This window comes from Stella humosa (assembly GCF_006738645.1).
Classification (GTDB): Bacteria; Pseudomonadota; Alphaproteobacteria; order ATCC43930; family Allostellaceae; genus Allostella; species Allostella humosa.
Genome location: NZ_AP019700.1, coordinates 1,762,436 through 1,774,695, shown reverse-complemented (window position 1 = coordinate 1,774,695; position 12,260 = coordinate 1,762,436). Strand labels below are relative to the sequence as shown.

Sequence of the window (12,260 nt, the reverse complement as noted above, 5' to 3'; positions counted from 1 at the left end):
CGGGCGGGCGCCAGCCCGCCGCTTGCGACCGGGGCGGCCCTTCCGCAAGGAAGGCCGCCCTTTCCATATCCGTCAGGCGGTCCCCAGGTTCATCAGCAACTGCCCCGCCACCACCAGGATGGCGGCCCCGATGCGCCAGGTGCCCATCGCCTCGCGCAGGATCAGCGTGCCGATCAGGGCCGCGAACAGGACCGAGGTCTCGCGGAGCGCGGCCACCAGCGCCATCGGGGCGACGCTCATCGCCCAGATGGCGATGCCGTAGCTGGCGAGCGCCACCATGCCGCCACCCGTCCCGCGCTTCCACTGCCCGCCGGTCAAGTAGGCGCGCACGGCGGCCGGTCGGCGCAGCCAGGCATAAAGCGGCACGAACGGGATCTGGCAGGCGAAGAGCCAGGCCGTGTAGCCGATGGCGTCGCCCGACGCCCGCCCGCCCATGCCGTCGGCCACGGTGTATCCGGCTATGGTGGCGCCGGTGAAAAGTGCCCACAGCGTACCGCGGCGGCCGACGCCGAACGCGCCCGGCTCCATCGCCAGCCCGATGATCCCAGCCGACGCCAGCAGCAGACCCGCGACCTGAAAAAGAGTCAGATGCTCGCCCACCAGGCGGCCGGCCACCAGCGCCACCAGCAGCGGCCCGCAGCCGCGCGCCAGCGGGTAGACCCGGCTGAGGTCGCCATGGGTGTAGGCACCGACCAGGCCCGCGACATAGAGCACATGGATCGCGACCGAGGCGGCCAGCCATGGCCAGGCGGCAGCAGCCGGCACCGGCACGAACGGCAATGCGGCCAGCCCGGCCACGCCGCTGGCAAAGAACACGGCCGCCAGCGCCACGAGGCGGTCGTCGCCCGCCTTCACCATCGCGTTCCAGCCGGCATGAAGAAGGGCGCCCACGAGAACGAGCGCCCCTACCCCCAGATCAATCGTCATGGCGGCGACGCTAGCCCGTCGCCGCCATCGCCGTCATGCGAAGGTCACATGCCGGCCGCGAACGGGCCGCGGCCGTGGCACCGCCCCCTCACCCTTTGCGCGCCTTGTCGATCATGGCTTCCATGGCGCCGGCCTCGAAGGCGTTGGGCAGCAGCTCGTCGCCGATGACGAGTGCGGGCGTGCCGCGGATGCCGATGCGCACCGCCAGCTCGCGCGTCTCGGCGATGCGGGCGGCGATGCCGGGATCCTGCATGTCGCGCTTCATCCGCTCGACGTCGAGGCCGACCGCCTTGGCGGTCGACAGCACCGATTCCTCGCTGAGACGGGCCTTGTTGCCCATCAGCGCGTGGTGGAAGGCCAGGTACTTGTCCTGCTTGTGGGCGGCGAGTGCCGCGCGCGCGGCGAACTCCGACGCCGGGCCCAGGATGGGGAATTCCTTGTAGACGATGCGGACCTTGCGGTCCTTCTCCAGCACCCCGGCCACGACCGGCTTCACCTGCTTGCAGTAGGGGCAGTTGTAGTCGAAGAACTCGACCACCGTGACGTCGCCCTTGGGGTTGCCGGCGACGGGGTCGCCCGGGTTGGCGGTCAGCAGTTGCCGCTCGGCCACGATGGTTTCGCGCGCACGCACCATCTGCGCCTGCTGCTGCTTCTCCTCGGCCGCCTGCAGCACCTCGATCAGGAATTCCGGGTTGCGCTTCAGATAGTCGCGCAGCACCGTCTCGACCTCCTGGCGCTGCTGCGGCGACAGCGCCTGGGCGCCGGCCGCGACCGGGGTCGCGATCATGAGGGCGGCTGCCAGGGCCGCCCGGGGGAAATAACGAGGCATCGGCGGATAGACTCCTGCGAGGGTGGGGTCGCCAGATCGCGCCCACCATAGCGCCAGCCGCGCCCCACGGCGGTGAATTCGTCGTGAGGTCGCAGGCGGCGGCGACCCGCGCCGTCAGGCGGGGGTATGCCGGTCGAGGAAGGCCCGCACGCGCAGCCGGGCGGCATCCAGCGCCGGGCCGGACTTCCACTCGTCGATCAGTTCGCAGCCCGGGATCAGCCGCGCCAACTCCTCGGAGATCGCGCGCGGATGGATGTCGTCCATGCCGGACAGCACCAGGCAGGGGGCAGCGATCGTCGCCACGAAGGCCCGGTCGGCGCAGTAGACGAAGCCCGCCTCGTAGAGGTTGCGGTAGAAGGCCGCCAGCACGTCCGGTGTCGCCTCCGGGTGGTTCTGCAGGGCGGCCGCCCAGGCATCGAACCGGGCCGGGCGCGGCGGCAGGGCCGGGTCGATGCGGCCGATCGGCTGGGCCAGGACGGCGGCGGCGACCCGCTCCGGATGACGCTTCAGCATGTTGAGGATGAACGAGCCGCCGATGCACTGGCCATAGAGGTGGCAGCGCGCGACCCCCAGATGGTCCAGCAGCGCCACATGGTCGGCCGTGTAGGTGTCCCAGCCGTCCTGGGCGGTGATCGGCCCGTGCGAGCCGCCGCCGGCATTGCGCTGGTCCATCGCGATGACCCGGTAGCCGTCTGCGAACTCGACCGTCGGGTCGATCGGCGCCATCGCCTGCCGCCACACATCCATGACCGACACCAGCCCCGCTGGCGCGAAGGTCAGGATGGGGAAGCCCTCGCCATGGGTCTCGTAGCGGATGGTGGCGCCCTGGTGCTCGAAACTTGGCATGTCGGTTCCCCTCGCGTGGCCGGCCACCGGCATATCCGACATTTCAGGCGGCGGCTACTCCTCCTCCTTGTCCCGGTCGCGGCCGTCCTCGCGGTCCTTTTTCACGCCGCGCCGGCCCTCGTCGCGCAGGTCGTCGGCCCGCAGCCAGCCGGGCGACCCGCGCGGCAGGATGCCCAAGGCCCGGTTGGACTGCTCGACCGTGCGCCGATGGTTGCCCGATGCCGAGGCCTGCTCGGCCAGCGACAGCGCGGTCATGCCCAGATTGCCCTCCCGACCATAGGCGATCGCCAGCAGCCGCCAGAAGGAGGGGTTGCGCGTCTCGTGCCGAACCGCCTCGTTCAGCAAGGCCCGCGCCTCCGTGGCCGCACTCTGGTCGTTGCGCTCCAGCAGCACCTGGGCCAGCCCGTAGCGCAGCAGCGCCTCGCCCGGGGCCAGACGCAGCGCCTCGCGATAGGGCGCCTCGGCCTCGGCCACGCGGCTGTTCTCGAACAGCACCTGTCCCTTCAGTTCGTGGAAGAAGGGATCGGCGGGGAAGTCCGCCAGCAGCCGGTCGATCTCCGGCAGGGCGCGCTTCAGGTCGGGAATGCGGTAGTAGGCGATGGCACGGGCGTAGCGCGCCGGCATGCTCTGGTCGGACTGGGGATACTGCCGCAGCGTCTCCGACGGCGATTGCAGGAACCCGCGCAGCTTGGCCAGCATCCGCGCATGGCGCAGCAGCAGCTCCGGCGGGTCGACGGCATCCTTGTACTTCGAGCGCTGGACATGGGCGCGCACCGCGTCCATCCGCTCACGGGTCAAGGGGTGGCTGCGCATGTAGGGGTCCTGGCGGATGGCCGCCAGCAGTTCCTGGCGCTCCAGGATCTCGAAGAACTCCAGCATGCCGCGGGCCGACTGGCCGGTGCGCTCAAGATAGGAGAAGCCCGCCTGATCGGCCGACGATTCCTGCCCGCGGTTGTAGTAGAGCAGGTTGCGCTGGGCGAGCGAGGTGCCGCCGACGATGGCGGCACCGGCGGCCTTGCCGTCCCCCGCCAGGGCGGCGGCCGCGATACCGAGCAGCATCGATACAATCGCGGTGGTGGTGGCGGTCGAGAGCGCATCCTGGATGCGCGCCAGGTGGCCGCCGGCAATGTGCCCCGTCTCGTGCGCGATGACGCCCGAGAGCTGGTTGGGCGTCTTGGCCTGGAGGATGAGGCCGGTATTGAGGAACAGCCGCTGCCCCCCGGCCACGAACGCGTTGATGCGCTGGTCGTTCACGAGGTAGACCTGCACCGCGTCCGGGTCGAGGCTGGCGACCGAGAACAGGGGTGCCGCGTAGGCGCGCACCGTCGCCTCGATCTCCGCATCGCGGATGAGCGAGGTCCGGTTCTGTGCCATGGCCGGCTCCATGGCCATCAGGCACGCGATCAACCCGGCGGTGAGCCGGCGGATGGACGAGCGCGAGATCAAGCAGAGGACTCCGGCACCATGAATCTAGCTAAGGCCGGCGACCGCCACCGTCAATGCGGCCGCGATCGCTCCAACGGGTTCCTTGTATCCAACGGGTTCCTTGGACAGGCCGGAAGGCTGGCGCTGGTTTGCGGCGGCATCGTGGCGCTGTCCGCCTGTGGCGGCGGCAAGAGCAACGAGCCGATCGGCACGGTCGCCGCGGTGTCGGGCTATTTCGGCTCGGTCGCCACCGACGAGCCGCGCGCGACGCTGGCCGGCCGCGACGTGCTGGCCAACAACGGCAGCGCGGTCGATGCGGCCGTCGCCACCGCCTTCACGCTGGCCGTCACCCTGCCGTCGCGCGCCGGCGTCGGCGGTGGCGGTGCCTGCCTCGTCCATGACGCCCGCGCCAAGAAGACCGAGGCGATGCTGTTCCCGGCCGTGGCCCCGGCTTCCACCGGCCCGCTGCCGGCGGCCGTGCCGATGATGGCGCGCGGCCTGTTCGCCATGCATGCCCGCTATGGCCGGCTGCGCTGGGAGCAGACCCTGTCCGCGGCCGAGGGCTTCGCGCGCTTCGGCTACCCGGTCTCGCGCGCGCTGGCAGCCGATCTGGCCCGCCATGGCGAGCGCCTGGCCGGCGACCCGGAGATGACCGCCGTCCTGCTCGGCCCCGGCCGGGCGCCCCTGGCCGAGGGCACCACCCTGACCCAGGTGGCGCTTGCCGCCTTCCTGACGCGCATCCGCTCGACCGGCCCCGGCGACTTCCATGCCGGCCGCTCCGCGCTGGAATTCTCCGAGGCGGCGCGCCTCTCCGGGGCGGCCATCTCGGCCGACGACCTGCGGCGGGCGATCCCCGCCTGGGCCGTGCCGCCCAAGGTCCGCTTCGCCGACGAGGAGATGCACTGGCTGCCGGCGCCGATCACGGGCAGCGAGGTGGCGGCCCAGCAGTGGCGTCGCCTGGCCGATGGCGGCGAATATCGCCGCGGCGGTGCGGCGGTGGCCCGCGACGCGAGCCCTGTCGATGCCGGCACCGCCGACGGCTCGACGGGTTTCGTCGTCACCGATCGCGAAGGCTCGGCCGTGGCATGCGTGCTGGCCATGGGCCGGCCGTTCGGCCTTGGCCGGTCGGCCCGCGGCACCGGCATCCTGCTGGCCGGCCCGACCGACGGCGCGGTCGCCCGGACGATGGCAGCCGCCATGCTGATCAACACCAACGTGAACGAGTTCTTCCTGGCCGCGGCGGCAGCCGGCGGCAGCGACGCGCCGTCCGTCCTGAACGGCGCGATGGCGGCGTCCTTGATTGCCCAGCAGCCGCTGGACCAGGTCTTCACCGGCCTGTCGCCGCAGCGATCGGCCCGTGCCAACATCGTTGCCTGCCCGGCCGGCGCGCCGCGCAAGTCGGAGACGTGCGGCACGCGGGCCGATCCGCGCGGCGCCGGGCTCGCGGCCTTCCCGGGGCAGTAGGCGATGGCGCTCAAGGTCGCCGGGCGGGGCCGCATCCCGCCCTTCATCGTCATGGACGTCGTGCGGGCCGCCGAGGAGCGGGCTGCTGCCGGCCATGACGTGCTGCACATGGAGATCGGCCAGCCCAGCACGCCCGCCCCGCGCGGCGTGCTGGCCGCGGCCCAGGCAGCCCTGGCCGGCAACGTGCTGGGGTATACGGGCGCCTTCGGCCTGGAGGCCCTGCGCCAGCGCCTGGCCGAGTGGTACCGGCTACGCTACGGCGTCGTCGTGCCGGTGGAGCGGATCGCCCTGACGCCGGGCTCGTCGGGGGCGTTCGTTCTGGCCTTCCTCGCCGCCTTCGAGCCGGGCGATCGGGTGGCGCTCGCCACACCCTGCTACCCCGCCTATCGCAACATCCTGACCGCGCTCGGCATCGAGGCGGTGCTGGTGCCGGCCGACCTGGAACATGGCTTCCAGCCAACCCCGGACCTACTGGAGCGCGCCGGGCCGCTGGACGGCGTGATCGTCGCCAGCCCGGCCAACCCCACCGGCACCATGCTGGCGGCGGCCGACCTGGCCGCACTGGCCGGCTGGTGCCGCGCAAAGGGCGTGCGGCTGGTGTCGGACGAGATCTATCACGGCATCACCTTCGGGGTGGACGGGGTGACGGCGCTGGCCTTCGACCAGGACGCGGTCGTCATCAACAGCTTCTCGAAATATTTCTCGATGACGGGCTGGCGCCTGGGCTGGATGATCGTGCCGGCGGACATGGTGCGCGCCGTCGAATGCCTAGCGCAGAACCTGTTCATCTCGCCCCCGACCCTGTCGCAGCATGCCGCGATCGCGGCCTTCGACTGCGTGCCGGAGCTGGAGGAGAACGTCGCCCGCTATGCCCGCAACCGGGCGCTGCTGCTGGACGAACTGCCGAAGGCCGGGTTCGACCGGCTGGCCCCGGCGGACGGAGCTTTCTACATCTATGCCGACGTGGCCCACCTGACCAACGACAGCACGCTGTTCTGCCGGCGGATGCTGGAGGAGGTCGGCATCGCCGCGACGCCCGGGGTGGATTTCGATCCCGAGCGCGGCAACCGCACCCTGCGCTTCTCGTTCGCCGGCGCCACCGAGACGATGGCTGAAGCCGCCCGGCGCCTGGTGGCCTGGAAGCGGTAGGCTTGGCTGAATGCTGCGGCAGGGCGGTCGAGGGTAGACCGCCCTGCCGCAGCGCTTCAGTCGGAGTCGATCACCACGCCATGGTCGAGGCGACGGCGATGCTCTCCTGGATGTCGCGCACGACCTGGGTCATCGCCTGGCCCACCAGATCCATCTTGCGGAGCTGGGCGATGCGATCGGCGGCCTTGTCCTGTTCGGCCTCGGTCAACAACAGGTCCCACAGCCCGGCCGCCTCGACCAGGCAGACCAGCACGACATCGCGCGGGTCGGGGATCTCGTTACTCAGCACCAGCTCGCGCAGGCGCGCCTTCACTTCCCGCTGCTCGCGGTCGTCGATGATCGGATAGCGGCGGGTGTGGAACACCCACAGGAACCGCCCCTCCTCCTTGCGCAGAATGCCGCGCGACACGAGCCGGGCCAGCGCCCGCTCGCGCAGGTCGTCGGCATCGCGCGCGACGTCCTCAACCCAGGCGCTGCTGCTGCGGCCCTCGGCACCGGACAGGCTGGCCAACGTGCCGTCGAGCAACGGGTCGCCGGTCGGCGTCTTGTTGACGACGCGCAGTTCCTGCAGGTCGCTGTCGATGCGATCATGCATGGCGAGGTCCATCAGGACCGCCCCGGCGATCACCCCGTTCATGGCAGAACGCGGCAGATCCACCAGGCGACCATCCTGGTCGTCCAGCATGAGCAGCAGGATTTCTTCTACGAAGGTCAGCATCGTCTTGCTCCTCGGACGGGACTAGACGGCCGCCAGGGCCGCCGCACGGTCCGCATGGATGGCGAAGATCCGGTCGAAACCGCCGACCTCGAGCACTTCGCGGACGTTCGGCTTGAGCGCGGCCAGCCCGATCTTGCCCTTGGCCCCTTCCACCCGCTTGGCCACCACGAGCAGCGTGCGGAGCCCGGCACTGCTGATGTAGTCGAGCTGCGAAAGGTCGAGAACGAGCCGTACATGGCCGCGTTCGATGATGCCGATCAGCGAATCCTCGACCAGTTTGGCCGAGCTGATGTCGAGTCGGCCGTTCGGCGTGACGATAACAACGCCGTTTTGGCTTTCCTGCTGCAGGTTCATTGGCAATGATCCCCCTGTCGCGGTGGCGTCATGCCCCGCTACCCCCTAGAAGCGTACCGCGCCACTATACTGGTAGTGACGGGTTCGCGGAAGCGGATGCGCCGCCCCCGATAGCGCATCCGAAAGATGAGGCGCGCATGCCCGCTCGAACGATAAGAATCAGCAAATCCCTCGAAGATCTGCAGTCGATCGCCGAATTCGTCGAGACATTCTGCGCCGAGGAAGGGGTCGCCGACGGCGCCGCATTCCACCTGTCGCTGGTAGTCGAGGAAGCCGCCAGCAACGTCGTCCGCCACGCCTACGCCCAGGGTGGCACGGACGGCACGCTGTCGATGGAGCGCAGCGGCGACTCGGTGACGGTCGAGATCGTCGACGACGGCCCGGCCTTCGACCCCTGTCGGTGCCCCGCCCGACCCCAACCAGCCCCTGATGGAGCGCGAGATCGGCGGCCTCGGCGTCGAGATGATCCGCCGCATGACCGACCGCCAGGATTACCGCCGCGACGCCGGCCGCAATCGCCTGACGCTGGTCAAGCAGGTCTGACGCAGGCACCGCTCAGGCGTCGCCACCTGGGGAAGGCAGGCCCGGCAAGGCATACCAGGTGGCGCGCGCCTTGCCGTGGCGGCGGACCTGGCCGGCCGCCACGAGTTCGCGGAGGCGGACCTTCAGCGTATTGCGGTTCGTGCCGATGACGGCCTCCAGCTCGGCGATGCTCAGTCGTCCGGTCTGCTCCAGCGCCGCCAGGATCAGGCGGGAGATCTCCGGCAGCCTGTCCCGGTCGGCCTCGCGTTCCAGGCGGCGCAGCAGCCCATCCTTCTGCCGCTTCAGACAGCGAAGGAAGAAGCCGATCCAGGGCTCCCAGTCGGGCTGGTCGCCGTCGAGCGTCGTCTGGGTGCGGCGCAGGGCCTTGTAGTAGTGATCCTTGTTGTCCTCGATCACGCGCTCCAGCGAAGCGTACGGGACATAGGCATAGCCGGCCCGCAGCAACAGCAGAGTCGTGAGGATCCGCGACAGGCGACCATTGCCGTCCTGGAATGGATGGATCGCCAGGAAGGTGACGATGAAGACCGCCGTCACCACGAGGGGATGGAGGGATTGCTCGGCCGTTGCCTTGCGGGTCCAGGCGACCAGCTCTTCCATCTTGCGCGGCGTGTCGAACGGCATCGCCGTGGCGAACACCACGCCGATCGCGCGTCCGTCGGCATCGAATGCGACGACGTCGTTGGATAGGGTCTTGTACGCGCCCCGATGGCGTTCGTCCTTGCGGCTGTGGCGCAGCAGGGTCTGGTGCAACTGGCGGATATGGTTCTCGGTCAGGCGCAGATCGGCATGGGCCTCGAACACCAGATCCATCGCCTCTGCATAGCCGGCGACCTCCTGCTCGTCGCGCGTGGCGAATGACTGGATCTCAAGGTTGGACAGCAGCGTCTCGACCTGCGCGTCGGTGAGCCTCGCGCCTTCGATCCGCGTCGACGATGCGACGCTCTCGATCGTGGCCACCTTTCGCAGCATGCCCAGGCGATCGGGCGACAGCCTCCCGATCGCCTCCCACCGTCCCTTGAATTCGTCGATCTCTGCGATGAGCTGGACGAATTCCGGACCTAGCAGCCGGGGTTCGCGCACGGCGAAGCTACCGCATATCCGATTTCATACCCGATTATACCCGATTCCGGCCCCTAGGGCTCGAACACCGGCGCGCGCTTCTGGGCGAAGGCGGTCACGCCCTCGGCGAAGTCGGGGGTGGCGGACAGGTTGGCGAAGCTTTCCTGCTCGGCCGCGAGCTGCGCTGCAAAGCCGGTTTCCAACGACTGGTTGATGAGGCGCTTGGTCGCGGCGAAGGCCGATCGCGGGCCGGCTGCCAGGCGGCGCGCGATGGCGCGCGTCTCTTCCGGCAGGCGATCGTCGGGAACGACGCGATTGACGAGGCCGATCGCCTCGGCCCGGGCGGCGTCGAAGCGATCGGGCAGCAGCGCCAGTTCCATCGCGCGGCGCTGGCCGACCAGCCGCGGCAGGAACCAGGTCGAGCCGCCATCGGGGCTGACGCCGATCCGGGCATAGGCCAGCGTGAAGGTGGTGGAGGCCGCCGCCACCGCCAGGTCGGTCGCGGCCATCAGGCTCATCCCGGCCCCGGCGGCCACGCCATGGACTTGGGCGATCACCGGCTGGGGCATCCGCCGCAGCAATGCGACCGCCGGATGGAAGGCGTGGATCAGACCGTTCAGGCGAGCCCGGCGTTCGTCGGGCGGCTGCTGGGCCATGCCGGCGAACAGCTTCACGTCGCCGCCGGCCATGAAGCCGGGTCCGGCCCCCTTCAGCACCACGACGCGGATGGCGCGATCATGCTCGATGCTGGCCAGCGCGGCCACCAGTTCGGCCGCCATCGCCTCGTCGAGCGCGTTGAGGACGGCGGGCCGGTTGAGCGTCACCTCGGCGATCGCGTCGGCGACGGAGACCAGTACGGAAGGTTCCATGGGTGAATTCGGTATCAGGCCTGCGGCCCGTCGCCAATGCCCCCTGCCGAGGCCCGCGCGAATGACAGCGAATTAATGCGTCCTTAAGGCCACCGAAAGCCTGCCGGGTCCACATTGGCCATCACCGATAGAGACTTTCGGTAAGCGGAGGTTCCCACAGCATGTCCTCGATCGTTCCCTTGCAGCGCGGCGGCACCCTGCGCCGGCTCTCCCGTGCGGCGGCGGCCCCTGCCCTGGGTGCAGCCCTGGCGGCGGCCACCATGTCGGTCATTCCCTTCGCCATCGCCCAGCCGGCACAGGCGCCGATCACCGCCCCGCCGGGGCTGGCGGCCGTCCTGCCCAGCTTCGCCGACCTGTCGGACCGGGTATCCCCGGCCGTCGTCAACGTGTCCACCGAGCGCGCGGTGCGCGGCGGCGGCAGCGGCGAGATGGGCCTGCCGCAGTTCCCCGAGGGCTCGCCGCTCAACGAGCTCTTCCGCCGCTACTTCGAGCAGGGTCCGGGCGCCGGCCGCCAGGGCCGCGGCCCCAGCGCCCCCGACCGCAAGGCGCGCGCGGCCGGCTCCGGCTTCGTCGTCGATCCCGCCGGCTTCATCGTCACCAACAACCACGTCATCGACGGCGCCGACGAGATCACGGTGACGATGCAGGACGGCACCGAACTGAAGGCCAAGCTGATCGGCCGGGACCCCAAGACCGACCTGGCGGTACTGAAGGTCGATGCCGGCCGCCCCCTGCCCTATGTCGCGATGGGCGATTCCAACCGGGCCCGCGTCGGCGACTGGGTGGTCGCGGTCGGCAACCCGTTCGGCCTGGGCGGCACGGTGACGGTGGGCGTGCTGTCGGCGCGCGGCCGCGACCTGCAGTCCGGCCCGTTCGACGACTACCTGCAGATCGACGCATCCATCAACCGCGGCAATTCCGGCGGCCCGACCTTCAACCTGGCGGGCGAGGTGATCGGCATCAACACGGCCATCTACTCGCCGAACGGCGGCAGCGTCGGCATCGGCTTCGCCGTGCCGTCCAACCTGGCCAAGCCGGTCATCGAGCAGCTGAAGGCGACCGGCAAGGTGGAGCGCGGCTGGCTCGGCGTGCAGATCCAGCCGGTCACGCCCGACATCGCCGACAGCGTCTCGCTCGACCGGCCGCGCGGCGCGCTCGTCACCAGCGTCCAGGGCGACAGCCCGGCCCTAAAGGCCGGCGTGCGCCAGGGCGATGTCATCGTCGGCTTCAACAACCGCGCGGTCGACCGGGTGCGCGATCTGACCCAGGCCGTCGCCATGACGACCGCCGGCAGCCGCAGCGAGGTGGTCGTCTGGCGCGACGGCAAGGAAGTGCGCCTGACCGCCAACATCGCGCGCCTCGACGCCGAGAAGGCGGCGGCCAACGACGACCCGGCGGCCGACGAGCAGTCCGGCAAGCTGGGCCTGGCGCTGGCCCCGCTCGACCAGGAGGCGCGGCGCGAGCATCGCATCCCGGCCAGCGTCCGCGGCGTGCTGGTGCAGAAGGTAGAATCCGACAGTGCGGCGGCCGACAAGGGCATCCGGGCGGGCGACGTGATCGTGAAGATCGGCGGTCGCAACGTGTCCAACCCCGACGAGGTGGCCGAGCGCGTGACGGCTGCCCAGGGCGAGCGCCGCAAGAGCATCCTGCTGCTGGTCAACCGGCAGGGAACGGAACGGTTCGTGGCCCTGCCGCTCGGCCAGGCCTGAACCGACGGCCGCCGCCGCCCGCCCGTCCCCGGGCGGGCGGCGGCGGTTCGCCCGCCTTTGCATCCCCGACCCGGAACCCGTCATGCCGTTAGTGCTGCGCCACCTGATGCCGCTGATCGTCATCGGCACCCTGTTCGTGATCTCGCTGGTCTTCACCCTCGTCCTGCTGTCGGCGCTGGGCCTGCTGTTCGCCCGCAAGCGCGATCGCCTCGCGCGTGGGCCCGTGATCGAGGGCAATGCCGCCGTCATCCCGGACGAGCCGGCCTTGCGGGAAGAGACGCCGGGCGCCGGGCAGCCGCCCCGCGCCGCCGGGAACGGGCACTGAGCCCGCAATCCGACCCGAGAAAGCCCGGAGAATCGCGCTATGG

General features: G+C 70.5%; 12 protein-coding genes and 1 pseudogene. 5 read left to right on the top strand and 8 right to left on the bottom strand.

From position 1 onward, the window contains the following. Window positions 1-72: 72 nt before the first annotated feature. The 4 genes from STVA_RS08340 to STVA_RS08325 all read right to left on the bottom strand — a co-directional run bounded on the left by STVA_RS08340 (window position 73) and on the right by STVA_RS08325 (window position 3,976). Window positions 73-927 carry an EamA family transporter gene (locus STVA_RS08340; protein WP_123689088.1) on the bottom strand — a complete coding sequence of 285 codons (855 nt, stop codon included), beginning with the start codon at window positions 925-927 and terminating at the stop codon, window positions 73-75. A gap of 88 nt (window positions 928-1,015) precedes the next feature. After that, window positions 1,016-1,756, bottom strand: coding sequence for a DsbA family protein (locus STVA_RS08335; protein ID WP_123689089.1), 741 nt, complete (start codon window positions 1,754-1,756; stop codon window positions 1,016-1,018). A 114-nt stretch (window positions 1,757-1,870) separates the two neighbouring features. Continuing rightward, on the bottom strand, window positions 1,871-2,602 hold the full coding sequence (locus STVA_RS08330) for an alpha/beta fold hydrolase (RefSeq protein ID WP_170216394.1): 732 nt from the start codon (window positions 2,600-2,602) through the stop codon (window positions 1,871-1,873). Window positions 2,603-2,656: 54 nt separating this feature from the next. Next, a complete protein-coding gene (locus STVA_RS08325; protein ID WP_245978266.1) occupies window positions 2,657-3,976 on the bottom strand; it encodes a M48 family metalloprotease in 1,320 nt (439 codons plus the stop codon). A gap of 213 nt (window positions 3,977-4,189) precedes the next feature. Between STVA_RS08325 and STVA_RS08320 the strand changes: the two genes are divergently transcribed. Together STVA_RS08320 and STVA_RS08315 are read left to right on the top strand one after the other, a co-directional pair. After that, window positions 4,190-5,491, top strand: a complete 1,302-nt coding sequence (locus STVA_RS08320; RefSeq protein WP_170216395.1) for a gamma-glutamyltransferase — start codon at window positions 4,190-4,192, stop codon at window positions 5,489-5,491. Between the two features lie 3 nt (window positions 5,492-5,494). Continuing rightward, window positions 5,495-6,640, top strand: coding sequence for an aminotransferase class I/II-fold pyridoxal phosphate-dependent enzyme (locus STVA_RS08315; RefSeq protein WP_123689092.1), 1,146 nt, complete (start codon window positions 5,495-5,497; stop codon window positions 6,638-6,640). A gap of 70 nt (window positions 6,641-6,710) precedes the next feature. Here the strand turns inward: STVA_RS08315 and STVA_RS08310 are convergent, their stop codons facing one another. Both STVA_RS08310 and STVA_RS08305 read right to left on the bottom strand, forming a co-directional pair. Beyond that, on the bottom strand, window positions 6,711-7,358 hold the full coding sequence (locus STVA_RS08310; RefSeq protein WP_123689093.1) for a GOLPH3/VPS74 family protein: 648 nt from the start codon (window positions 7,356-7,358) through the stop codon (window positions 6,711-6,713). Between the two features lie 21 nt (window positions 7,359-7,379). Beyond that, window positions 7,380-7,712, bottom strand: coding sequence for an STAS domain-containing protein (locus STVA_RS08305; protein ID WP_123689094.1), 333 nt, complete (start codon window positions 7,710-7,712; stop codon window positions 7,380-7,382). A 5-nt stretch (window positions 7,713-7,717) separates the two neighbouring features. On the opposite strand from STVA_RS08305, the pseudogene STVA_RS28570 reads away from it, so the two are divergent. Then, window positions 7,718-8,092, top strand: a pseudogene (locus tag STVA_RS28570) (ATP-binding protein); the annotation flags it as partial. Window positions 8,093-8,267: 175 nt separating this feature from the next. Here the strand turns inward: STVA_RS28570 and STVA_RS08295 are convergent. Further along, window positions 8,268-9,335, bottom strand: coding sequence for a Fic family protein (locus STVA_RS08295; protein WP_123689096.1), 1,068 nt, complete (start codon window positions 9,333-9,335; stop codon window positions 8,268-8,270). A 53-nt stretch (window positions 9,336-9,388) separates the two neighbouring features. Then, window positions 9,389-10,183, bottom strand: coding sequence for an enoyl-CoA hydratase (locus STVA_RS08290; protein WP_123689097.1), 795 nt, complete (start codon window positions 10,181-10,183; stop codon window positions 9,389-9,391). A 161-nt stretch (window positions 10,184-10,344) separates the two neighbouring features. Between STVA_RS08290 and STVA_RS08285 the strand changes: the two genes are divergently transcribed. Next, window positions 10,345-11,892, top strand: a complete 1,548-nt coding sequence (locus STVA_RS08285; RefSeq protein WP_123689098.1) for a DegQ family serine endoprotease — start codon at window positions 10,345-10,347, stop codon at window positions 11,890-11,892. A gap of 82 nt (window positions 11,893-11,974) precedes the next feature. After that, window positions 11,975-12,217: a hypothetical protein gene (locus tag STVA_RS08280; protein WP_142235703.1), complete on the top strand. Its 243-nt coding sequence runs from the start codon at window positions 11,975-11,977 to the stop codon at window positions 12,215-12,217. Window positions 12,218-12,260: the final 43 nt, after the last annotated feature.